This is a genomic window from Fictibacillus arsenicus, from assembly GCF_001999465.1.
Taxonomy (GTDB): domain Bacteria; phylum Bacillota; class Bacilli; order Bacillales; family Fictibacillaceae; genus Fictibacillus; species Fictibacillus arsenicus.
On record NZ_MQMF01000001.1, the window covers coordinates 247,259 to 271,907 of the forward strand.

At 38.7% G+C, this 24,649-nt stretch carries 23 protein-coding genes; 1 reads left to right on the forward strand and 22 read right to left on the reverse strand.

Annotation, left to right across the window (positions count from 1 at the left end):
* Nucleotides 1–60: 60 nt before the first annotated feature.
* The 15 genes from nrdR to UN64_RS01290 form a co-directional block, all read right to left on the reverse strand.
* On the reverse strand, nucleotides 61–522 hold the full coding sequence (gene nrdR, locus UN64_RS01220) for a transcriptional regulator NrdR (protein ID WP_066291564.1): 462 nt from the start codon (nucleotides 520–522) through the stop codon (nucleotides 61–63).
* A 72-nt stretch (nucleotides 523–594) separates the two neighbouring features.
* Nucleotides 595–990, reverse strand: coding sequence for a hypothetical protein (locus tag UN64_RS01225; RefSeq protein WP_077359286.1), 396 nt, complete (start codon nucleotides 988–990; stop codon nucleotides 595–597).
* 103 nt (nucleotides 991–1,093) lie between these two features.
* Nucleotides 1,094–1,477: an adenosylmethionine decarboxylase gene (gene speD / locus UN64_RS01230; protein WP_066291566.1), complete on the reverse strand. Its 384-nt coding sequence runs from the start codon at nucleotides 1,475–1,477 to the stop codon at nucleotides 1,094–1,096.
* Nucleotides 1,478–1,765: 288 nt separating this feature from the next.
* Nucleotides 1,766–2,809: a glyceraldehyde-3-phosphate dehydrogenase gene (locus tag UN64_RS01235; RefSeq protein WP_077359287.1), complete on the reverse strand. Its 1,044-nt coding sequence runs from the start codon at nucleotides 2,807–2,809 to the stop codon at nucleotides 1,766–1,768.
* Between the two features lie 130 nt (nucleotides 2,810–2,939).
* A complete protein-coding gene (gene coaE / locus UN64_RS01240) occupies nucleotides 2,940–3,545 on the reverse strand; it encodes a dephospho-CoA kinase (protein WP_306460348.1) in 606 nt (201 codons plus the stop codon).
* A 14-nt stretch (nucleotides 3,546–3,559) separates the two neighbouring features.
* Complete coding sequence (ytaF, locus tag UN64_RS01245; protein ID WP_077359288.1) at nucleotides 3,560–4,192, reverse strand: sporulation membrane protein YtaF; 633 nt, start codon at nucleotides 4,190–4,192, stop codon at nucleotides 3,560–3,562.
* A gap of 60 nt (nucleotides 4,193–4,252) precedes the next feature.
* Nucleotides 4,253–5,074, reverse strand: coding sequence for a DNA-formamidopyrimidine glycosylase (gene mutM / locus UN64_RS01250; protein ID WP_077359289.1), 822 nt, complete (start codon nucleotides 5,072–5,074; stop codon nucleotides 4,253–4,255).
* 66 nt (nucleotides 5,075–5,140) lie between these two features.
* Entirely contained in the window at nucleotides 5,141–7,777 is a 2,637-nt protein-coding gene (polA, locus tag UN64_RS01255; RefSeq protein WP_077359290.1) for a DNA polymerase I, read from the reverse strand.
* Between the two features lie 244 nt (nucleotides 7,778–8,021).
* The gene (gene pnpS / locus UN64_RS01260) at nucleotides 8,022–9,755 is read right to left on the reverse strand and encodes a two-component system histidine kinase PnpS (RefSeq protein ID WP_077359291.1); all 1,734 of its coding nucleotides are present in this window, start codon (nucleotides 9,753–9,755) and stop codon (nucleotides 8,022–8,024) included.
* On the reverse strand, nucleotides 9,755–10,468 hold the full coding sequence (locus UN64_RS01265; RefSeq protein WP_077359292.1) for a response regulator transcription factor: 714 nt from the start codon (nucleotides 10,466–10,468) through the stop codon (nucleotides 9,755–9,757). The genes pnpS and UN64_RS01265 overlap by 1 nt, the downstream gene beginning before the upstream one ends.
* Nucleotides 10,469–10,865: 397 nt before the next feature.
* Entirely contained in the window at nucleotides 10,866–11,336 is a 471-nt protein-coding gene (locus UN64_RS01270; RefSeq protein ID WP_077361064.1) for a MaoC family dehydratase, read from the reverse strand.
* Between the two features lie 86 nt (nucleotides 11,337–11,422).
* Entirely contained in the window at nucleotides 11,423–12,361 is a 939-nt protein-coding gene (mdh, locus tag UN64_RS01275) for a malate dehydrogenase (protein ID WP_077359293.1), read from the reverse strand.
* A gap of 78 nt (nucleotides 12,362–12,439) precedes the next feature.
* On the reverse strand, nucleotides 12,440–13,708 hold the full coding sequence (gene icd, locus UN64_RS01280) for an NADP-dependent isocitrate dehydrogenase (RefSeq protein WP_077359294.1): 1,269 nt from the start codon (nucleotides 13,706–13,708) through the stop codon (nucleotides 12,440–12,442).
* Nucleotides 13,709–13,821: 113 nt separating this feature from the next.
* Complete coding sequence (gene citZ, locus UN64_RS01285) at nucleotides 13,822–14,937, reverse strand: citrate synthase (RefSeq protein WP_077359295.1); 1,116 nt, start codon at nucleotides 14,935–14,937, stop codon at nucleotides 13,822–13,824.
* Nucleotides 14,938–15,144: 207 nt separating this feature from the next.
* Nucleotides 15,145–15,603, reverse strand: coding sequence for a DUF441 domain-containing protein (locus tag UN64_RS01290; protein ID WP_077359296.1), 459 nt, complete (start codon nucleotides 15,601–15,603; stop codon nucleotides 15,145–15,147).
* 155 nt (nucleotides 15,604–15,758) lie between these two features.
* On the opposite strand from UN64_RS01290, the gene ytvI reads away from it, so the two are divergent.
* On the forward strand, nucleotides 15,759–16,874 hold the full coding sequence (gene ytvI, locus UN64_RS01295) for a sporulation integral membrane protein YtvI (protein ID WP_245801935.1): 1,116 nt from the start codon (nucleotides 15,759–15,761) through the stop codon (nucleotides 16,872–16,874).
* A gap of 261 nt (nucleotides 16,875–17,135) precedes the next feature.
* Here the strand turns inward: ytvI and UN64_RS01300 are convergent, their stop codons facing one another.
* The 7 genes from UN64_RS01300 to ystJ form a co-directional block, all read right to left on the reverse strand.
* Entirely contained in the window at nucleotides 17,136–17,531 is a 396-nt protein-coding gene (locus UN64_RS01300; RefSeq protein WP_077359297.1) for an FxsA family protein, read from the reverse strand.
* Nucleotides 17,532–17,863: 332 nt separating this feature from the next.
* Nucleotides 17,864–19,618 carry a pyruvate kinase gene (gene pyk / locus UN64_RS01305; RefSeq protein WP_077361068.1) on the reverse strand — a complete coding sequence of 585 codons (1,755 nt, stop codon included), beginning with the start codon at nucleotides 19,616–19,618 and terminating at the stop codon, nucleotides 17,864–17,866.
* 93 nt (nucleotides 19,619–19,711) lie between these two features.
* On the reverse strand, nucleotides 19,712–20,671 hold the full coding sequence (pfkA, locus tag UN64_RS01310; RefSeq protein ID WP_077359298.1) for a 6-phosphofructokinase: 960 nt from the start codon (nucleotides 20,669–20,671) through the stop codon (nucleotides 19,712–19,714).
* Nucleotides 20,672–20,789: 118 nt separating this feature from the next.
* Nucleotides 20,790–21,767 (reverse strand): acetyl-CoA carboxylase carboxyl transferase subunit alpha, encoded by a 978-nt coding sequence (accA, locus tag UN64_RS01315; protein WP_077359299.1) that lies wholly within the window; start codon nucleotides 21,765–21,767, stop codon nucleotides 20,790–20,792.
* 2 nt (nucleotides 21,768–21,769) lie between these two features.
* Nucleotides 21,770–22,624, reverse strand: a complete 855-nt coding sequence (accD, locus tag UN64_RS01320) for an acetyl-CoA carboxylase, carboxyltransferase subunit beta (RefSeq protein WP_077359300.1) — start codon at nucleotides 22,622–22,624, stop codon at nucleotides 21,770–21,772.
* Between the two features lie 16 nt (nucleotides 22,625–22,640).
* Nucleotides 22,641–23,288 (reverse strand): FadR/GntR family transcriptional regulator, encoded by a 648-nt coding sequence (locus UN64_RS01325; RefSeq protein ID WP_077359301.1) that lies wholly within the window; start codon nucleotides 23,286–23,288, stop codon nucleotides 22,641–22,643.
* Between the two features lie 20 nt (nucleotides 23,289–23,308).
* A complete protein-coding gene (ystJ, locus tag UN64_RS01330) occupies nucleotides 23,309–24,550 on the reverse strand; it encodes an NADP-dependent malic enzyme (RefSeq protein ID WP_077359302.1) in 1,242 nt (413 codons plus the stop codon).
* Nucleotides 24,551–24,649 lie beyond the last annotated feature (99 nt).

Here is a 24,649-nt window from a genome sequence, read left to right on the forward strand (position 1 = left end):
TCCGTCAGCCAAAGTTGCACTATTACGATAAAAGAGCGTTATAGCTGTTCAACTGAAGCTTTAACGCTCATCTTTGTTAATCAGTTCTTTTAATTCTTGTATAAAAACATTAATATCTTTAAATTGGCGATAAACAGAGGCGAATCTTACATAGGCTACTTCATCAGTTTTTGAAAGATGTTCCATTACCTGTTCGCCAACTGCAGTACTGGAAATCTCAGACGCTCCGCTGTTGCGCAGTTCTTTTTCAATATTATCCACTATATTCTCAAGCGTTTCTAGGGGGACAGGTCTCTTTTCACAAGCTTTAATAAGCCCTCTAAGAATCTTTTCGCGGCTGAATTCTTCTCTTTCTCCGCCCTTTTTAACAATGATAAGCGGTGTTTGTTCTACCGTTTCAAATGTAGTAAATCTATAGCTGCAATCTTCACATTCCCGTCTTCTGCGAATAGACCGGCCGCTATGTACAGGTCTGGAATCAAGCACTTTTGTTCCATTATGCTGGCAAGAAGGACACCTCATTGTAATCATCCCCAAAAAATTTTCTATTCTATATCTATCTTAAAGAAAAGGGAGGTTTGTGACAAGCTATTCCTATAAATTTTCAGCCATAGAGGTCCCCAAAAATGGGAGTCGCTGTTTTAAAATTTCATATATGCTCGTTATTAGACGCTGATTGTTTCCAAAATTAAAAGGCAGAGCAGACTCTGTTGAAACATTTAAATCTACTGCAGTATGGTTGTGTCTTACTGTCACTACACTGACTACAACAAAAGCATTTTTTGGCTGTCTCACTTCAAATGTCGCTTCTCCCCTCTCCTCAGAAAACCCAAGCTCTGTAAAGTTCGTGTCTTCATCTAAAATTTGTTTTATAACATTCATCATTTCAGACTTGTTAGCTTTAAAGTAATGGGTTCGAAGTCTTTCGTCTACATGCTGTTCACTCGTTTCCGCGTGATTTTCCATTAGATTTTGAAGCTTTCTAAACATAACAAACCTCCAAAACAACATAATTTGTAACGTATTATTCCCTATTTTATAAAAAATAAAAAGAGGTGTGAAATTTCACACCTCGCTTACATTCTGTTTTTAATTATTGAGCAGTAACTTTTGATTTGGCAACGGCAATCGGACCCATTCCGCGTGGAACTTCCAGATTTTCACGTTTTTTAGCGCCTAATGCTTCTGAAATGTAATCAGCAGCTACGTTAGGATCAATTCGATCTCCACACGTATAAACATCAATACTTGCATAACCATGCTCAGGAAAACTGTGAATAGTTAGATGAGATTCAGAAATAATGACTACTCCACTTACACCGTGCGGAGCAAATTTATGAAAAGCAACCTCACGAATTTCTGCACCTGCTTTCAATGCAGCGTCTACGAATGTCTCTTCAATAAACTTCATGTCATTTAATTTTTCAGAATCACAACCCCATAACTCAGCAATTACGTGTCTTCCCATTGTATCCATTAGCATAGTCCCCCTTTTAAAAATAATCATGCCTTCAAGCATGCGGTATCGAACATCTACCACGGGGGCAAGTTAGTCCAGAGAGGTCCTAACCCTTTAAGTAGCATTCAATGCCTTAATTTGCTTTATTTGAAGTTCACGAAACATAGTATACTTCTTTTAAAATTGATTTGCAATAATTCCGGGTAAATTTTTTTAATAGTTTTTTTCAACAAAAAAGCATATCCGTACTAAACGTAAAGAAGCCGGGAAATTTCCCGGCTTGTTATTATTATCCTTCATTTACCTTTATGAAACAGAAGCGTTTTTCTCTACAGGTACTTTGCTGTTAAGTGCAACTGCTACATGTTTTGCCAAATCAACCACTCGGCAAGAATAGCCCCACTCATTATCATACCAAGCTAATACCTTAACTTTATTTCCATCCATCACCATAGTTGATAGACCATCAACGATAGAAGAGTTTTCATTTCCGTTATAATCAATTGAAACTAAAGGCAGATCACTATATTCTAATACGCCTTTCATTGATCCCTCCGCCGCAGACTGGAATGCATGATTCACTTGGTCTTTTGATACAGGAGTTTTCAATTCTACTACAACATCAACTAAAGAAACATTTGGTGTTGGAACTCTAAGTGCCATTCCATTTAGTTTACCTTCAAGATGCGGAAGAACTTTAGCAATAGCTTTAGCTGCACCTGTTGAAGTCGGAATAATGGATGTTCCGCAGGCACGGGCACGTCTAAGGTCCTTGTGCGGATTATCAATATTTTTTTGATCATTTGTATAGGCATGCACCGTTGTCATCATACCGGATTGAACACCGAATTGATCGTCAAGCACTTTTATAACAGGTGCGAGGCAGTTCGTAGTACATGAAGCGTTTGAAATGATGTGATGTTCTGATGAAATGTAATCGCTGTCATTTACGCCCATAACAATGGTAATATCTTCATTCTTGCCTGGAGCTGTAATGATTACTTTTTTAGCACCGGCTTCGATATGAAGTCCTGCAGTTTCCTGAGATACAAATTTACCTGTTGCTTCAATTACGATATCAATTCCGAGATTACCCCAAGGCAACTCACGAGGGTCACGGGAATTTACTAATACTACTTTTTTTCCATTAATAAAAAGGGCATCTTCTGCAGCTACAACATCTCCTGGAAAAGTCCCATGTATGGAATCGTATTTAACCATATGAGCAAGTGTTTCTGCTGGATAGCTGGCATTAACAGCTACAACCTCGAAATCATCATTCTCCATCATTTTGCGGAAGACCATTCTTCCGATTCTCCCCAAGCCATTAATTGCAATTTTTGCTTTCATGAAGCTGCTCCTTCCAATGTGTTATACTCTTTAAGGTTTCTATCTGCAATTAGTATATCATAATGAACCTCAAAAAGAACATACTTTTATTGAAATTAGGCAAAAAAGGGGCATAAAATAAAAAACAGACCTAATTAATAGAGTCTGTTTTTGTTACGTCATGTAGTATATTAAGTAATTTTTGTTTTAATTCTGCTTTCGTATCATTATTCTCAATCACAACATCTGCTAATTCTTTTTTCTCATCAATCGGCATCTGAGATTTAATTCTTGATAATGCTTGTTCTTCAGAATATCCATCCCGCTCCATTAAACGCCTAAGCTGTAAGTCTGGATGAGTATAGATTAACCATGTTTCATCTACCATGTGATTAAGTTTACTCTCAAATAATAAAGGGATATCCATGATCACCAAAGGATTACCTCCGCTCAAATACAGTTCAGCTTGTTTTTTCATTTCTGACCGCACAGCAGGATGCACGATTTCATTTAGCTTTTGCCGTTTTTCAGAGTTATTAAAAATAATTTCTCCTAATCTTGCTCTGTCTAAGTTCTTGTCAGATAGAAGAACTTCATCTCCAAAAAACGCGACTATTTTTTCGTAAGCATCTTTTCCAGGCATTACTGCATCCTTTGCAATAATATCAGCGTCAATGACAGGTATTCCTTGTTCACTTAAGATAAGACTGGCTGTAGATTTCCCGGTTGCGATTCCGCCTGTTAATCCAATAATCAATGGTATTCCTCCTGTTACATCCTTAATAAACCCATTACAATCAGTAAAATACCTGGCAATATTGATAATCGTTTCATCCAATTCGTTTTATTAAAAAAATATAAACCCAATGCCATACCGCCCCATAAAAACAGAGCACTCATTACTGCAATTGACGCTGTGGTCAAAAGAGGCGAAAGATCAATTAAGGCAGCTCCTATTCCTGCTCCGAAAGCATCGAGCGACAAAGCTATTCCCAGCAGAACTGCTTCCCAGCCAGTAATGGAACCAGATTTATCAATATCAGCCATGACTGGTTTTTTTAGAATATGAATAACGATTCCTAATGATTTTATTTCGAATAGCACTAAATTTTTTGGTTCTTTTTCAACGATTTCTTTCTCTGGTAAAAAAACCTGCCATAGAGAGTAGATGCCGATTCCAAGAAGAATTAAGCCACCTAACACTTCACCTGTTTTTTGAGTAATAAACTGTTCTAAAGTAAATCCGAGGAACATTGAAAATAAAAAGGTAACAGCTGAACAAATTGCAATGATTAATATGGAGCGAAAAGGAATTTTAATGGATTTCATTCCATACGTTAATCCGGCTCCAAAACTGTCCAGGCTGACGGCCAGTGCCAGTAATACAAATGAGTAAGCCACCATGTCCCTGTACTCCTTTCAGTTAACGGTAAAAGCAGTATATGAAAGGAGTATAAAATTGGTTTATTTTTGACAGTTCTTACAAATGTGAGTGCCTCTTCCTGCTACAACCATGCGCTCGATTTCTTTTCCGCATATACGGCAAGGCTCACTCTTTCTTCCATACACGAACAATTTTAGCTGAAAGCCCCCAGCTTCACCCATCGAATTCGTATAGGAACGGATCGTACTTCCGCCATGTTTTACCGCTTCAGCTAAAATATCAGTAATGGCATTCTTTAATTTTTTTAACTTGTGTATAGATAATTCATTAGCTGGTGTTTCAGGATGTATTTTCGCTTGAAATAATACTTCATCCACATAGATGTTTCCGAGACCTGCGATGAATGTCTGATCAAGGAGCACTGCTTTAATGCTGCGTTTTGTCTTGGAAAATAATTTTTTCATAAGTCCGGCGGTAAGAGAATCTGATAGCGGCTCGACACCTAATGAGCTTAGAGGAAGATGATTTTCTTCTGTACCTTTAGGATATAGATGCATTGTGCCGAATTTCCGGACATCTCTATACCTGAGCTCCGTTCCATCTGTAAAAGAAAAGATAACATGTGTATGCTTATCAGCAGGTTCTTCCTTTTTGAACAGCCCATATTTGCCTTCCATCCTCAGATGAGAAACAAGAGAATCCTCATTCAGATGAAAAATTAGAAACTTCCCTCTTCTGTACACTTCTTCAAAACTCTGACCTTTAAGCCTTAAAACGAATTCTTCTGTTTCTGGGTGCTTGATGATATTATCCCAATAAATTTCCACTTCCTTAATGACTTTCCCAGGTAAAAATTGATTAAGTGTATTTTTCACATTTTCAACTTCAGGTAATTCCGGCAAAAGTTTCACCACACTTTACTATGAAAAACAGCACCCCAAAAGAAACCGGGGATGCTGCTTTTTTATTTATTTCGCTTCATACCACGAGTCGCCCCAGCTTACATCGACTTTAAGAGGTACATCAAGTTGAACAGCCTGTTCCATAACATCACAGACAATTTTCTTCAGCTTTTCAATCTCTTGTTCTGGAGCTTCAAAGATCAATTCATCATGAACAGTTAACAGCATTTTTGCTTCAAGTTTTTCGTCAATGAGACGTTTGTCCATATCAACCATTGCTTTCTTTATAATATCGGCGGCTGTGCCTTGAATAGGAGTATTCATTGCAGTCCGCTCAGCAAAACTTCGCAAATTGAAATTTCTGCTGTTGATCTCAGGCAGATATCGGCGTCGATGAAGCAACGTAGAAACGTATCCGTTTTGTTTAGCTTCAGCAATGCTATCCTTCATATATTGTTGTACACCTGGGAAGCTCTCCAGATAGGATTTAATAAATTCACCAGCTTCTTTTCTAGTTATTCCTAAGCTTTGAGATAATCCATAATCACTGATTCCATAAACGATACCAAAGTTAACTGCTTTCGCATGTCTTCGCATCTCAGATGTCACTTCGTCCTTGTTAACATCAAAGACATCCATAGCTGTTTTGGTGTGAACATCCATCTCGCTTTGGAAAGCCTCCATAAGGTTTTCATCCTGAGATATATGTGCTAGTACACGAAGCTCGATCTGAGAGTAATCCGCAGCTAATATTTTCCACCCAGACTGCGATGGTACAAAAGCATGTCTGATTTTCCTCCCTGCTTCCAGACGAATTGGTATGTTCTGCAGGTTCGGATCAATCGAACTAAGTCGCCCTGTCTGTGCCAGCACTTGATTAAATCGAGTATGAATTCTTCCTGTATCTTCATGAACAACCTTTAACAAGCCTTCTATATAAGTTGATCTTAGTTTACCTAACTGGCGGTAAATGAGTATTTTATTGATAATCTCGTGTTTGCCTTCTAATTTTTCTAAAACATCAACAGAGGTAGAATAACCTGTTTTTGTTTTTTTAATTGCAGGCAGATTTAATTTTTCAAAAAGAATCTCACCAAGCTGTTTTGGTGAATTAATATTAAACGAAACGCCTGCGAGTTCATGGATATCTTTTTCAAGCGCAGAAAGCTGAGCTTCTAAGTCAGTACCCATTTCTCTAAGAGTATCTGCCTTTACCTTCACACCGATCTCTTCCATTTTTGCAAGCACTAAAGATAATGGCATCTCTAAATCATAGAATAAGTTGCTTTGTTCATTCTCTTTTAATTTATCTGCTAATACATCAGTTAAAGTGAAGATAGCATGTGCTTTTCGGCAAAGGTGTTCTGCTAGAATATCTTCTTCAGGCAGTTTTTTCTTTGCCCCTTTTCCATAAACCTTCTCATTTGAGTCAACGTTCAGCTTTCCATACTGCTTAGCCACATCAGCTACTTCGTCTAATGACTCCGATGGATTCAGAAGATAAGAAGCTAGCTGGATATCAAATTCGATGCCATTTAAATGAATTCCTTGTCCTTTTAAAGCAACATGAGCTCTTTTAGCATCAAACATTCTCTTCTTTTTTTCGTCATCTTCAAGCCATTCTTTAAATTCATTTGAGCCTTCAGCAAGACTTGATGAAATATAAAACGTTCCTTTCTCATTGCTTATCGCATAACCTTGAATGTCTGCTTTATGGTAATCCTCAGTCAGCGTTTCTACAATCAACGCGGATGGATTCTGCAATATTTCAGCGTCAATAAAAGACACTGTTTGAAAATTCAATTCTTCTTTTTCGATTTCTGGAAGAATTTCTTCATCTCCGCCTAATCGTTCCAGGAGAGACTGGAACCCTAGCTCTTTAAACAACGGAAATACAGAATTGTTTTCATACCCTTCGTAATTCGTATCTTCTAATCCAAGCCCGATTGGTGCTTCTTTTGTAATCGTTGCAAGCTCTTTACTCATTAATGCCTGATCTTTATTTTCGGTTAACCGTTCTTTTAATTTCGCTCCTGAAATCTGATCAATCGACTCCAGCACTTTTTCTACAGAGCCATATTCTTTGATGAGTTTGATGGCCGTTTTTTCTCCTACTCCAGGAACACCAGGAATATTATCGGAAGGGTCACCCATAAGACCTTTCATATCGATAATTTGATCTGGAGTAATGCCATAACGTTCATTTACTTGTTCAACTGTATAAGCTTCTACTTCAGTTATACCTTTTCTCGTCAGAACAACTTCGACATCAGGTGTTACAAGCTGAAGCAAATCTTTATCCCCCGTAAATACTTTTACTTCCCAGTTGCCATCTGCGGCATTTGCAGCGAGTGTTCCGATGATATCATCAGCTTCATAGTTTTCAAGTTCATATCTTTTAATCTTAAAAGCATCCAGCAGCTGTCTGATAAATGGGAACTGCTCAGAAAGTTCAGGCGGAGTTTTTTGACGGCCGCCTTTATATTCTCCGAACGTTTTATGCCGAAAAGTCGTTTTTCCCGCATCAAATGCCACAAGCATATGCGAGGGCTTTTCATCTTCTAAAATCTTAAGAAGCATCTGCGTAAAACCATAAACAGCATTCGTATAAACGCCTTTATCGTTGTTTAACAGCGGCAAAGCAAAAAAAGCTCTATATGCAATACTATTTCCATCTACTAAAACTAATTTATTTTTTCCCAAGTCCGTTACCTCCTGAGGACATTTCTCTAATTTCTATTGTATCATGACGGCTAAAAGAAACAAAAAAGAAGGAACGGTATGTAAGGATTGGCTGTTTACGAAGAGGTCCGGCTGCTTTTCAAACTACAAAAAAAGGCGAGAATCCATGGAGGACTCTCGCTAAGGGGGTACTGAAAAAGGATACTTTTATAGTACGGTTTAACTATTAATTAAAGAAAACAACGGTGTAAAGGAATTGTAAATCTTATAACTCTGCCTTTTTGGGGAATCGTATTATGAATTGAGAACCTTCTCCGATCTTGCTTTCTACTTTAATTGTACCGTGGTGCGCTTCTACTAGATGCTTTACGATAGCAAGCCCTAGACCTGTCCCGCCAGAATTCCTGCTTCTTGCTTTATCAACCCGATAGAACCGTTCAAATATACGGGGAATTTCACTTTCTTTAATACCTATTCCTGTATCTTTAACAATCAGCTTCACATGGTCTTTCTTTTCTTCCACATTTACAAATACAGATCCATCTGCTGGTGTATAGGTGAGACTGTTAGACACAAGATTAATGATAATTTGCTTCAGACGCGGTGCATCCCCGTCCAGCATTGGGTTACCAGAAACGGATAATGAAAGTTTAATATTTTTCTTTTCAGCTTTTGGCAGCAATATCTCTATTGTTTCTTTAACCAAATCTTCGAAGTTAACTTTCTGTACTTCCAGATGGAATCCTTGCTCACTTTTTGAAAGATCCAGCAAGTCTTGTATTAAAGCTTGAAGACGGTCACTCTCATTTAGCATAATCGTTAAAAATTTATTGCGGAATTCTTCATTCTCCCCTGCTCCATCTAAAAGTGTTTCGGCAAAACCTTTTAAAGAGGTGATCGGAGTTTTCAGCTCATGTGATACGTTTGCAACAAAATCTTTTCTGACCTGTTCCAGTTTCTTCAATTCTGTTATATCGTGGAATACGAGTACAATTCCTCTAAGCTTCCCCTTCACATCCAAGACGGGAGCACTGTAAACATCAAAGTGTTTTCGCTCAATATGAATTGGGATAACAACATTCTTTTTTACGTTCTTTTCGGTTAAATATGTTTCTTTAACGATATCTTTAATTTCTGCATGCGGGAAAACTTCGTAAAACAAATGACCTGTCCAATAGTCAGCATGCTCTTTAAATAATTCTTTGAATGCTTTATTCACCAGGTTAATGTATCCATTCGAATCAATCAAAATCAATCCGCTGCCCATATTTTCAATCAAAGTTATAAGCCTATCATGCTGAGACTCCTGAGACTTTGTCATTTTTTCAAGATTACGTGCCAGGACATTAAGTGAATAGTTTAGTTCCCCAATATCTTCACCGTAATATTCGTATGTTCTAGCTTTAAAATTTCCTTTAGCGAGCTCTTTTGCAGTTTGTGTTGCTTCATCAACAGGGCGGACAATTTTATGGATCACCTTTACTGATACATACAGGATAATGACAAAACATATTAGAAAACCGATAGACATCATAATCCAGATGGATCTTTCAGCTGCTTCTGCTGCTCCTTCTGGAATAGCTAACTGTATATAGCCCGTATTTTCTTTTTGCTTTCGCTCAAGCGTATAATAAATTTTTCCGTTCTCATTTTTTTGAACCAGTTCATTATCAGAAGATTGCTTTTTAGGGTAATAAGACGACATGTTTCTAGGACTATTTCCATCCGAAGTATATTTAACGTTCCAGTTGGAATCCAGAACATAAATTTCTCCATTTAAATCCTTTGAGGCATATCTTAATAGATTTTTAATTGTTGAAGGCTCTTCTTCTGTATTCAAGACTTGTTCAATTAACCCTAACTCTCCCGCATAAAACTGCATTCTTTTTTCCTTAACACTGTGATGAACAATATTGCCCATAATGAGTGCCAGAAGTATAAAAACCAGTAAAATACCGAGTAAAAAAAACGTGAGTACCCGGTTTTTAAATTCGTTCATTATTGAGGCTCCTCTAATTTATATCCCAGTCCTCTAATCGTTTTAATATAAATCGGTTTTCTAGTATTTGTCTCTATTTTCTCCCGAAGATGGCTGATATGAACATCAACAATCCTCGTATCTCCAACAAAATCATAATTCCAGACAGCCGACAAAAGCTGCTCCCTAGAAAGAACACGCCCTTTATGTCTCGCAAGGTACACCAGCAATTCAAATTCTTTCGGTGTTAATTCCAGCGCTTTCTCTTTAAAGTAAGCTTCATAATTTTCAGGGTAAATATCTACCTCTCCAATTTGAAGATGTTCCACTTCATCTCTTTTATGTTTTTCTGTGTCATGTCCCGCTGCTGCAGTCCTTCTGAGAATCGCCTTTACACGTGCAACTACTTCTCTTGGACTGAAAGGTTTTGTCATATAATCATCAGCACCTAATTCAAGACCGAGCACTTTATCAAATTCATCATCTTTAGCCGTCAGCATAAGAATTGGAATGTTTAACTTTTTTGAGCGCAGCTCTTTGCATACTTCCAGCCCATCCATTTCTGGGAGCATGAGATCTAATATGATCAGGTCAGGAATTTCACTTTCTGCTTTTTCTAGTCCGTTTTTGCCATCCATTGCTGTTACTACTTGAAATCCTGCTTGTTCTAGATTGAATTGCAACAATGTTGAAATTGAAATTTCATCTTCTACAACGAGTAACTTTTGGCTCATTCAAATTCCCACCTTTATAGCGACTTTTACAAATTTATCATACTATGTTTTTGTTAGTGTGTACAAAAATCGCTAAATTTTCATACTCGCTTAATATTTTCTTTACATATATTTTACATTCACTATTCTGTTTTCTTAATCTCTTTGTTGTTTTATAAGGCATTTTCATCGCTGAATAGTTGATTGGAGCGTGCATGCTTCCTGTGTATCCTTCTTGCAAGGAATGCGACGAGGAAGTTTGCTTCGTCAGAATTTTCTTGTAGACGCAGGAGCACAAGTACTCCCTTATCTCCGCGGAAAGCGAGCACCTGGAGCGGAAATCAACCGCTTTAATTAGCAACAAAGCACTACGAAACAGCCTTCACAAAAAAATAACACCCTTTCATCAGAAAGGGGGTTAAAAGTTTTCCATCGTATTTGATGTTATGGATTTTGGCGGATATGGGGGGCAAACTTGAAGGTCTGCGTACAAAACTTCAGTCCCCTCTTCATTTTTTGCAGTTGCTTTCATCGTGACTAAATGATGGTCCCGGTCTACCTCTGTGATTTCAAATAAAAATGTTAGTTTTGAATAATGATATACAGGTTTTACAAAATGAAAATTCGAACGTGTAATCGAGCTTCCTGGACCAGGCAGGTATTTCGATACTGATGAAGTTACCATCCCCATCAGCATAATTTGAGGTACTACTGGCTTTTTGAATGGTGTAAGTGTCGCATAATCATGCTGTATAAAAAGAGGGTTGTTATCGTTTGTTAATCCTAGATACAGCAAAAGGTCTTTATCTTCAATCGTTTCTTGCATTTCGAGTTTCTCGCCGGCCTGGATTTCATTAATTTTTCGGCCAAGCTTTCTCTTTTTTCCGATCAGCACTTTAGTTCCCCCTTAATGTTAACGCTTTCATTTCTAATAGGAGAAAAGATTCGGGACAAGCTCCCGAATCTTCTTTTTCATTATGCCAGAACTTTCATTACAGCCTTTACTGATTCTGCAGATTGATCAAGTGCAGATTTTTCTTCAGCTGTAAGCTCTAATTCAATGATTTCTTCTAAGCCATTGCCGCCTAAGATTGTAGGTACACCTAGACAGATACCATTGTAGCCATACTCACCTTCTAAATAGGCAATCGAAGGAAGTACCCTGCGCTGATCCTTCACAATAGCTTCTACCATTTCAACTAATGAAGCAGCTGGTGCATAATAAGCAGAACCGTTACCTAATAAGTTAACGATTTCACCGCCGCCTTTACGTGTGCGCTCCACAATTGCATCCAAACGTTCTTTTGAAATTAATTTTTCTAAAGGAATTCCACCAGCATAAGAGTAACGGACTAAAGGAACCATGTCATCACCATGTCCGCCAAGAACGAAACCAGTTACATCTTTTACAGAAAGGTTTAACTCCATAGCAACAAAAGTACGGAAACGAGCTGTATCAAGAATTCCAGATTGACCGATTACACGTTGTTTAGGGAATCCAGACTCTTTTAAAACTGTATAAGTCATGGCATCCACTGGATTTGTTAATACGATGATCGTACAGTCAGGAGAATGTTTAACGATTTCTTTTGTAACACTCTTCATGATTCCTGCATTCGTATTGACAAGATCATCTCGGCTCATCCCAGGTTTACGTGCAATACCAGCAGTGATTACTACAACATCAGAACCAGCCGTATCAGCGTAATCACTAGTACCCGTAATGGCAGCGTCAAAACCTTGGACAGGACTTGCTTCCATCATGTCAAGCGCTTTCCCTTTTGTAGGGTTTTCCATTTGAGGAATATCAACTAATACAACATCCCCGATTTCTTTTTGCCCTAAAATGAAAGCAGTTGTTGCTCCGGTAAATCCTCCACCTATAACTGAAATCTTTTTACGCTTGTTTGCCATGTCTTTCCCTCCAGAAACATTATAGAAAACGTTTACTAAACTAATTTTAGCAAAGCCCCTAATGAAAGGGGCCCTTGCTTACATATTTTTAATTAGTTCGTCTGCAAACTCAGAACATTTAACTTCTGTAGCACCGTCCATCAAACGTGCAAAGTCATATGTTACTACTTTACTTGCAATTGTATTTTCCATTGATGAAAGAACTAGTTTAGCTGCTTCTCCCCAGCCTAAGTGTTCTAACATTAGTACACCTGAAAGGATAACAGATGAAGGGTTTACTTTATCAAGTCCTGCATACTTCGGTGCAGTACCGTGCGTTGCTTCAAAAATAGCATGCCCTGTCTCGTAGTTGATGTTTGCTCCTGGAGCAATACCGATTCCGCCAACTTGTGCAGCAAGTGCATCAGAAATGTAGTCACCGTTCAAGTTCATTGTTGCAACTACATCAAATTCAGCTGGACGAGTTAAGATTTGTTGTAAGAAAATATCAGCGATAGAATCTTTAACGATAATCTTTCCAGCAGCTTCAGCGTCAGCTTGAGCTTTGTTTGCAGCGTCTTTTCCGCTCTCTTCAACAATACGGTCATATTGAGCCCAAGTGAATACTTTGTCTCCGAATTCAGCTTCTGCTAGCTCATAACCCCAGTTTTTGAAAGCTCCTTCAGTGTATTTCATGATGTTCCCTTTGTGAACAAGTGTTACACTCTTACGGCCTTCGTTGATCGCATATTGGATCGCAGCACGCACTAGACGCTGTGTACCTTCTGAAGATACAGGCTTAATACCAATTCCTGATGTTTCAGGGAAACGGATTTTGTTAGCACCCATTTCATCTTGAAGGAATTGAATAAGCTTCTTCACTTCGTCAGAACCGCTCGCATATTCGATACCTGCATAGATATCTTCAGTATTTTCACGGAAGATAACCATGTTAGTATCTTCAGGACGTTTTACCGGTGAAGGTACACCTTTGAAATACTGAACAGGACGCAAGCAAGTGAACAAATCTAATTCTTGTCTTAGTGCAACGTTTAGAGATCTGATTCCTCCGCCGACTGGTGTAGTTAAAGGTCCTTTAATCGCAATTATGTAATCGCGAATAACATCTAAAGTTTCTGATGGAAGCCATTCTCCCGTTTGGTTAAATGCCTTTTCGCCAGCAAGAACTTCTTTCCAAACAATTTTTTTCTCACCGTTATATGCTTTTTCAACAGCAGCTTCTAATACTCGTGAAGCAGCAGCCCAGATATCTGGTCCAGTTCCGTCACCTTCAATGAAAGGGATAATTGGCTGGTTTGGTACATTCAACACTCCGTTGTCAACTGTAATACGTTCTCCGTTAGACATTCTAAATTCCTCCTATTTCTGCAAATACATTTACCATACTAGTCTACTAAAAAACATAGTGAAAAGAGAAGAAGAATTCCTTCTCTTTTTCAAATGATTGTTTTTATTTTCGCTTATCTTTGCTCTAATGGTACAAATTGCTGCATATCAGGTCCGATATACTCAGCACGCGGACGGATCAGACGGTTATTCTCATACTGCTCCAAGATGTGTGCGATCCAGCCGGAAACACGGCTGATAGCGAAGATTGGCGTAAATAAGTCATGATCAACACCCAGGCTGTGATAAACGCTAGCAGAGTAGAAATCTACGTTTGGAAGCAAGCCTTTCTTTTGCTTCAACGTTTCATCAATCTTTACGCTCATCGTATACCATTTTTCTTCACCAGTAATTGAAGTTAACTGCTTAGACATCTCACGCAAATGTTTCGCACGAGGATCTCCATTTTTGTATACACGGTGTCCAAAGCCCATGATCTTTTGTTTGTTTTCAATCGCTTTATCCAAGTATGATTCAACGTTAGCTTCTTCACCAATCTCAGAAAGCATCTTCATAACCTGTTCGTTTGCTCCGCCATGAAGCGGCCCTTTAAGAGCACCAATCGCAGCTGTGATTCCTGAGTAGATATCGGATAGTGTCGCAACACATACACGTGCAGTGAATGTGGATGCATTTAATTCATGGTCTGCATGCAGTACCAGTGCTTTATTAAAAGCAGTTTCAGAAATTTCATCAGGTTCTTTGCCTGTTAGCATATATAAGAAATTAGCAGCATAGCTTAAATCTTTTTTAGGAGATAAAGGATCTTTTCCATCTCTAATACGTGCAAATGCCGTTACTAGTGAAGACATTTGTGCCTGTAGACGGATGGCTTTTTTGTAGTTTCCTTCCGTTGACATATCCTCTGCATCCTTATCATACATCGCAAGTGTAGACACGATTGTACGCAAAACTGTCATTGGATGTGCGTTCTTTAAAGGAAGCGATTTCATTTGTTCCAACAATTCGGCAGGAAGCTCACTCGCTTCTGAAAGCTCTGATTTAAACTCATCTAGTTCAGATTGGTTAGGCAGTTTACCATTCCAAAGCAAGTATACAACTTCCTCAAAAGTTGCATAATCAGCTAAGTCATCAATGCTATACCCTCTATAGGTTAAAACATCGTCAATGATAGAGCTGACAGAAGATGTTGTTGCAACAATTCCTTCTAATCCTCTTGTAGCTGTCATGGCTATCTCTCCTTTTTTTCTGTTATTCTCTCTTCTCCTTTAATTGTTTCATTTTTTTAAAAATAGAAAGAGCTTACATTTTTCTTCTCAAAAAAAGAGAGAAGAAAATGAAAGACTATTTAAAGGAAATGGGACATACACATCAATTATAAACAAAAATCTGATTTTTGTGAACGGATAACGCTTAATTCATGCCTATTAAGGTGATTATGCAGTAAACATTTCGACCATTTTCATGGCAAGATATGCGATTCCTGCACCAATCAACGGACCTACAGCAACTCCTTTAAATAGTGCCACTGCGAGTATTGTGCCAAACACTAGAGCAGCGGTAATATGCGGATCATTTTGAAGCAGTACTAGTCCCCTGCTTGCGATAACTGCAACGAAAATGCCTGATAACAGTGCAATCCATGCATAGAAAGAGCTAAGTGATTCCTGCAGTTGTTTAAAACCGATATCACCTGTTGCAATAGGAATAAGAACTGCTATCGTAATAATAGTAACACCCCAATTAATACCTTTTTGTTGTATAACCGAAAACCACTTTTCACCTAAACCTGTAAATTTTAACACTAATAAAAAGACGATCGCGATTATTAGAGATTGGTTTTTTGCAGCCACCCCAATAATTAATAGACCCATTAAAAAAAGTAAAGATTCCATTATAAATTCCTTTCTATTTCATTTCTAAAAGACTGTTGGCTCACCGCACGCCCAGCGGAAAGCGAGTATCCTGGAGCGGAAATCAACATCTTCTAATAGCTACAATTTTAATGAAAACAGCCATTTTCAAGTCACATGAAAGAAGGTGATTAACCTTGCAGGCCGATATGGTACAGCGGATAATCCGCTTCAGTTATATTATTATAATTGCTGCTGCTCTTATTTTTACAGGATATTATGTTTCAGCCATTCTTTATCCATTTATTGCAGGTACCTTAATTGCACTTATTATAAATCCTTTTGTAGGGTTTTTATCATATCGTTTTAAAATGAACAGGGCACTCGCTGTTATAATCGCTATTATAGCTCTTCTCGGATTCCTAGTCTTAATCCTCACCTTGCTTATCCAGGAGATGATGACTGGATTTGCTTATATTGCTCATGAACTGCCATCTTATATTCAGGAGCTTGTCTTTTATTTTGAGAACTACTTTAAAACCCAGGTACTTCCCCTCTATCATGATTTACTTTCAATATACAGTAAATTGGGAACCAATCAGAAGGAAACCGTGATGGATAACATCGAAAAAATAGGAACGGGCATCACTACAAACGCAACTGGAATTACACAAGCCATTATTAATAGTGTGTCATTAATGATTGTAAGTTTGCCTACATTTCTTACTGTATTTATTTTTTCCCTGCTGGCAGCATTTTTTATAAGTAAAGACTGGTATCGATTAACTGGTTTTTTAACCGACATCTTTCCAGAAAAACTTACGTTCACTGTTAAAACAGTATATTTCGAGCTTAGAAAAGCTCTATTTGGTTTTTTGAAAGCACAGCTTACTTTGATATCAATAACCGCCTCCATCGTTTTAATCGGCCTTCTTATTTTGAGAATTGATTATGCCGTTACGATCTCTGTTTTGATAGGTGCGATCGATCTTCTTCCTTATTTAGGAACAGGAGCTGTGTTTCTCCCATGGATCGCATATTGTTTCTTAACTGGCAACTACACACTTACGATTGGATTATCTATTCTTTATGGAGTAGTTGTTATACAAAGGCAGATCATGGAGCCTAAGCTGCTTGCACAAACGATAGGATTAGATCCACTGGCTACTTTAGCTGCACTCTTTGCAGGATTTCAACTGTTTGGATTCGTCGGTTTGATCATAGGTCCTGTCTTCCTTGTTGTGATCCGTGCATTATATGAAGCAAAATTCTTTCATGAAATCTATCAATTTATTATGAAACCAATAAAGTAAATACGGGCTCTTTACTAAAAGATTGTTGTTATTGAACATTTTTGTTGAGTCGGCGCGTTTAGGCTTACGGAGTCCTAAGCAAAATTCCCTCGAGTAAGCTAATATCTGTATCCATTTAAACTCATTATTCAATATTTCCACACATACAAAAATTTATCGAATTTTCGACAAGAGACCTCATTAACCATTAAGTAATAAGTAAAATTATCATATAAAAAAGAACGTCTGCATTCTGCAGCGTTCTTTTTAAGTAAAGAAAATCTATGGTCGCCTTATAATATAAAACTGGCCTGATTTTATTTTATTATACAGTTTAGCTTTAAGCCAAATCTTCACTACTTTTCGTACCGGGGGAAACAGCAGAGAGAATCCAGCAAAGTCAGTAAGAAATCCAGGTGTTAAAAGCAATGCACCACCGACTAAAATACAAGCTCCATCCAGAACTGCATCACCTGGCATCTGTCCGCTTCCTAACTGCATTTTAATTTTGTTGATCGTCTCGGTACCTTCCCTTTTTGCTAGGAAAGCTCCTATTATTCCTGTTAAAAAGATAATCGCAATAGTAGCTGGAATTCCAATATACTGTCCTGCAAAAATGAAAAGTCCAACTTCAATGGCTGGCACAAGAATAAAAATAAGCAATAAAATTCTAAACATACAGTAATCACCGCTTTCATACGACATACAAAGAAGCGTATCTACTTGCTCTTACTCTACTTCTTGTCTATCTTTTACATTTTTACGTATGAAAAAAGAGAAGGTTTCGTCCCTTCTCTCTTTATATTAGCTTTTTTCTAAAAATTGTTGCTTTAATGATTTTTTTCTTACACTTCTTTAGCAAGTTGATTGGAGCGCAAGGTGCGAGACTCCTGCGGGATTAGTGGGACAGGTGAGACTCCTAACAGCGCAGAGCGCTAGGAGGCTCACCGCACACCCCGCGGAAAGCGAGCATCCTGGAGCGGAATTCAACCCTTACAAAAGCTTACTTCTTAGATAACATTCTTTCTGCCGTCATAAATATATCCAACAGACGCGTCGATTGTAATTTCCTGACCATCCGTAAAAATGTCTGTCGCATTTTGAAGCCCAACAATTACAGGTATGCTCATAGATACTCCGCAAACAGCAGCATGGCTTGTAAGACCGCCTTCTTCTGTTATAACAGCAGCGGCTTTTTCAAATGCAGAAATCATATCACGGTCTGTTCCAACCGTAACAAGTATTGCGCCTTCTGTCATTTTTTCCATAGCCTCTTTTGCTGTTTTCGCTACTACTACTTTACCTGACGCTGATGACTGACCAATTCCTTGTGCCTTAGCTAGTACATCTCCGATGATATGAACCTTCATCAAGTTAGTTGAACCTGATTCACCAACAGGTACTCCTGCAGTAATAACAACTAAGCTGCCATGTTTAACAGCGTCTGCTTTAAGTGCAGAATCAATCGCAACCTGGAACATTTCATCTGTCGTTGCTGCTTTTTCACCTAAAACCGGTGTAACACCCCACACTAATGCAAGCTTGCGGCAAACATCTTCATTGCTTGTTACAGCGATGATTGGTGCTTTGGGACGGTATTTTGATATCATGCGTGCAGTTTGACCTTTTTCTGTAGCTGTAATAACAGCATCAGCTTCCAAATTCAAAGCAGTAAATGAAACAGATTGTGAGATCGCATCTGTGATCGTTGTTTTACTTTCTTTGCTCTTAGAAGATAGAAGGTTCTTATAATTTAATGAACTTTCAGCACGGCTTGCAATCTTATGCATCGTTAATACTGCTTCAACTGGATATGTACCAGCTGCAGTTTCACCAGATAACATGATTGCATCTGTGCCGTCAAAAATAGCGTTGGCTACGTCACTTGCTTCTGCACGTGTCGGGCGCGGGTTGCGCTGCATAGAATCAAGCATTTGCGTCGCAGTAATAACCGGCTTTCCAAGTTCATTACACTTTTTAATGAGCATTTTTTGAACAAGCGGTACTTCTTCAGCTGGAATCTCAACACCTAAATCTCCACGTGCTACCATCAAACCATCAGAAACAGCAAGAATTTCGTCGATGTTTTCGACACCTTCTTGGTTCTCAATCTTTGGGATGATTTGAATATGATTAGCTTGATGTCTGTCTAAAATTTCACGGATCTCAAGAACATCTGTTGCACGGCGTACAAAAGATGCAGCAATGAAGTCAACACCTTGCTGAATTCCAAACTCAATATCCTTTGCATCTTTGTCTGTGATTCCAGGCAGCTTCACGCTGACATTAGGAACGTTAACACCTTTTTTGTTCTTTAAAGTTCCAGAGTTTAAAATTTTCGTTGTCAGTTCTTTGCTTCCAATCTCCATAACTTCAAGCTCAATAAGTCCATCGTCAAGCAAGATTCTTGATCCTACTTCAACATCTTCAACAAGACCAGGATAAGTTACTGAAATCTTTTTATCATTTCCGATTACTTCTTCCATGGATATGATAAGTTCATTTCCAGCTACTAGCTCTGCAACTCCGCCTTCAAGTGTTTGTGTACGAATTTCTGGACCTTTTGTGTCTAAAAGAATAGCAACCGTTTTGCCAAGTTCTTTTGAGGCTTCACGAATATTTTGGATTCTTTGTCCATGCTCATCAAAATCACCATGGGAAAAATTCAGACGGGAAACATTCATTCCGGCATTCATTAAATCTTTTAGTTTATCAATGCTTTCGCTTGCTGGACCTATAGTACAAACGATTTTTGTTTTACGCATCATGTAAATGGCCTCCTGATTTTCTTTTTCGCAAGAAGGCATCGTACAGACTGAAGATACACATCAGCTATACGATGCTATTCTGCGGGTTATTTATATGGATAGTTCCTGTGATAATCTGTACATATCTTTATCTATCGAATGCTTTCTAGATAAAACCTCTGTAATGTCATAATCCACAAGCTTATTATTTTCAATACCTACAGTTCGTCCAGCTTTGCCTTGCAAAAGCAGTTCTACAGCTTGAGCTCCGAGACGGCTGGCTAATACACGGTCGAAAGCAGTCGGTGATCCCCCGCGCTGAATGTGACCCAGAACGGTTACTCTCGTTTCAAAGCCTGTTAGTGTCTCAATCTCTTTTGCAACATCGACACCGCTTCCGCACCCTTCAGCTACGATAATAATACTGTGCTTTTTGCCGCGTTCGTGCCCTCTTTGCAGCTTCTGTACAACTTGTTCCATCTTATGTTCTTCTTCTGGTATAAGAATTGTCTCAGCTCCATCAGCAAGTCCTGCCCAAAGTGCAAGATCACCTGCATCGCGTCCCATTACCTCAATAATATACGTGCGTTCATGTGATGTGGCAGTGTCACGGATTTTATCAATGGCATCAATAATTGTATTAAGTGCTGTATCAAAACCAATTGTGAAATCAGTTCCAGGAATATCATTATCAATTGTTCCAGGAACCCCAATCGTAGGATATCCTTGTTCAGATAGTTTCTTAGCTCCTTGGAATGAGCCGTCACCACCGATAACAACTAAACCTTCAATTCCGTATTTTTTCAACTGTTCAATTCCTTTTTGCTGTCCTTCTGGTGTTTTAAACTCCAGGCAGCGGGCAGAATGAAGCATTGTTCCGCCTCTATGAATAATATCACCAACAGAGCCAAGCTCTAGTTTTTTTATATTCCCTGAAATCAGTCCTGCATAACCATTGTATATCCCATAAACTTCTAAATCATGAAATATGCCTTTTCGGACAACCGCGCGAATCGCGGCATTCATGCCCGGAGAATCGCCGCCGCTTGTTAAAACTCCTATCCGTTTCATGAAACCTTTCACCTCTCTAGTTCTCTCGTCTTATTAAAATATCATGTTCAAATGTTGAACACAATAGACAACAATAGGCAAAAAAATGTGCCCTTCCTAAAGCGGAAGAGCACATTCCTTATTTAACAACAATGGAATCGTTTACAAACCCAAATTGTCCGATTTTTTTATATTTTTCATAACGCTGCTCAATTAGTTCATCTTGAGACATTGAAAGTAAGTTGTTTAATGAAGACTCTAAAACACTGTCAATTTCTTCTGCTTGGCGTTTTGGATCTTTATGAGCCCCGCCTTTTACTTCTTCTATGATTTCATCAATAATTCCTAGTTCTTTTAAGTCTGGAGCAGTTATTCTCATAGATTCAGCTGCTTTTTTTGCTAGTGAGGCATCTTTCCAGAGAATTGCAGCTGCACCTTCTGGTGAGATAACAGAATACGTAGAGTTCTCAAGCATGTGAACATAGTTACCTACACCAAGAGCTAATGCACCGCCGCTTCCGCCTTCACCGATCACAATACAAATAACAGGAACTGTTAATCCTGCCATTTCTACTAGATTACGGGCGATTGCTTCACTCTGTCCTCTTTCTTCTGCCGCTTTACCAGGGTATGCACCCTTTGTATCGATAAAACAAATGATCGGTCTATTAAACTTTTCAGCCTGTTTCATTAATCTTAAAGCTTTGCGATAACCTTCTGGATGAGGCATACCAAAGTTTCTGCGCAGATTTTCCTTTGTATCTTTCCCTCTTTGGTGCCCGATCACAGTTACTGGAAGGTTTTTATAAAAAGCTACTCCTCCAACGATTGCTTCATCATCACCAAATAGACGGTCTCCATGAAGTTCAATGAAGTCTGTGAATAAATAGCTTATATAATCAAGGGTAGTTGGGCGTTCAGCATGTCTGGCAATTTGAACACGATCCCATGGTTTCATCTCAGAATATGTGCTGTTTTCCAATCTAGAAAGCTTTTCCTCAAGTCTTTGAATTTCATCTGTAAGATCAATATCTTTTTCTTCCATAAAAGACTTCAATTCTGCTATTTTCTTTTCGAGTTCGTGTATCGGTCTTTCAAATTCTAGCTCTGCCGCCATGCTTAACGCCTCCCTTCTGAGTGAATTTTTAATAATGTACCAAGTGTTTTCTTCATATCGCTACGGTGAATTACACCATCCAACTGACCATGCTTCAATAAGAACTCTGCTGTCTGAAAATCATCCGGCAGTTCCTGTCTTATTGTCTGTTCGATGATTCTTCTGCCTGCAAATCCAATAAGGGCTTTTGGTTCAGCAAAGTTATAATCTCCTACTGAAGCGAAGCTCGCTGAAACACCGCCAGTAGTGGGATGAGTCATAATAGAAATAAATAAAAGTCCCTTATCACTGAGTTTCTTCAAAGCCACGCTTGTCTTCGCCATCTGCATAAGACTAAGAACGCCTTCTTGCATACGTGCGCCGCCTGAAGCAGTGAAGATAATAAACGGATTTTTATTTTCGATGGCTTTCTCGATAGCACGTGTAATCTTCTCACCTACTACAGAACCCATGCTTCCCATTCTAAAACGGGAATCCATTACAGCTAGCGTTACGTCCAAACCGTTTATTTTCCCTTCTCCAGTAACTACAGCTTCATTGATTTTTGTTTTCTTTCGGTCACTCTCTAGTTTTTCAAGATAATCAGGAAAATCCAATGGATTTTTTGAAATCATATCTGCGTCATATTCTGTAAAAGTACCCTCATCTATCAGACTCGCTATTCTTTCCTGCGATGACATCGAATAATGGTACTGGCAGCCTTGGCATACAAGCAAGTTCTTCTTTAATTCTTTTGTGACCATAATATGCTTGCATTCCGGGCATTTACTCATAATCCCTTCTGGTACGTCTTGTTTGACTTTACCAGTAGGTATTGTGGCATATTTTTTCTTTTTTACGAACAACCCTTTAATCATGAATGAATAACACCACCTATTCGATTGCGTTTAAGGCATCGTTTTGTTTTGATAACAGATCCGTTAACTTCTGTGTATTCTTATCAGTAAGAAGAGAAAGAACTTCCCTGCAAAATTTTGGAGACCAATATGAATCTGTTTCTTGTACTGATGACCCATAACCCGTAAGTTCCACATATAAACGATAAAGAAGATGATTGCCGCATGACTGGATTACACTTTTTTCGAATGCTTTACAAAGATAACTAACTTCTTGATCGCTTTGTTCCATCTTCTTAGTTAATTGCTCGAGTTTACTTATCTCTAGAGAAGTGATTCTCATTGTTGCAAGTTCCATGCAGTCTTTAATGACTATGTTTCGTGTTTCTTGCAGATCGTGCCTGGCCTTTTTATCGGTAAGAATAAAGGATGCGAGTACTTCTACCAGTCTATGTCCTGTTGCCTCACGTATAAAAGTACCCTCGCCTCTTCTTGTTTCGATTAAGCCAAGTAGCTCAAGTGCTCTTAAAGCCTCACGGACAGAAGACCTTCCTGCGTTTAAGCGGTCACTGAGCTCTCTTTCTGATGGGAGCTTATCACCTGCTTGAAGACGGTCTTCAACAATAATGGCCTGGATTTTCTTTAAAATTTCAATATATACTTTTTCGGTAGGCTGGACAGACATTCCTCTCTCCTTTACCACTTTCATTCATCTTTGCCGATGATAGCAAGCCTCTTTGTCTTTTCTGCGATGTCTGCTGGATTCACACGAATTCTTGCTACACCTGTTTCCATAGCTGCAGTTGCTACAGCAGCTGCAACCGCAGGAGCTACTCTTGGATCAAATGGAGCCGGAATAACATATTCTGCGCTTAATTCCATTGGATTTACAAGATTTGCAATAGCATGAACCGCTGCGATTTTCATCTCTTCGTTTATATGAGTGGCTCGCACATCTAAAGCTCCACGGAAAATACCCGGGAAAGCTAGTACATTATTAACTTGGTTAGGGAAATCCGAGCGGCCTGTTCCAATAACCATTGCGCCCGCTTCACGTGCTTCGTGAGGCATAATTTCCGGGTTAGGGTTAGCCATTGCAAAAATGATTGGCTCTGGGTTCATAGATTCGACCATAGATTTTGTCAGCGCACCTTCAACAGACACACCCACAAATACATCTGTACCACTGATTACATCAGCAAGAGTACCTTTTTGTTTTGTACGATTAGTAAATGATGCAACTTCTGTTTTAACAGAGTTCATACCAAATGGACGGCCTTCATAGATAGCGCCTTTTGTGTCACACATAATGATGTCTTTAACTCCAAAGCGGTCCAATAATTTAATAATCGCAATCCCAGCTGCACCTGCACCGTTTACCACTACTTTGATTTTGGACATTTCTCGGCCGGTTAATTTCAATGCGTTAACAAGTCCTGCCAATGTAACAATTGCTGTGCCGTGCTGATCATCATGAAAGATTGGAATATTTGTTTCTTTTTTCAATCGTTCTTCAACAACGAAACAATTAGGGGCTGCGATATCTTCTAAATTCACACCGCCAAATGTAGGTTCAAGCAGCTTAACCGTTTCAACAATCTTATCCACGTCCGTTGTGCTTAAACAGATTGGAAAAGCATCAACACCTGCGAAACTTTTAAACAAAACAGCTTTTCCTTCCATAACAGGCAGAGCTGCTTCAGGACCGATATTCCCCAATCCTAATACTGCTGTTCCGTCAGAGACAACAGCTACAGTATTCCCTTTCATCGTATAATCATAGACTTTTGATTTGTCATCATAAATATCCTTACAAGGTTCTGCAACACCAGGAGAATAGGCAAGGCTTAAATCCTTTGCGTTACGGACTGGCACCTTTGATTTTGATTCCAGTTTTCCTTGATGTGTTCTGTGCATGTGTAGAGCTTCTTCTCGTAAAGTAGACATCGTTTCATCTCCTAATGTTTTTATATTTAAAGTTGATGAGTCAAATTAGGAGGTGGTCAGACCACTGTTATTGACTCATCCATTATATCAAATGTTAAC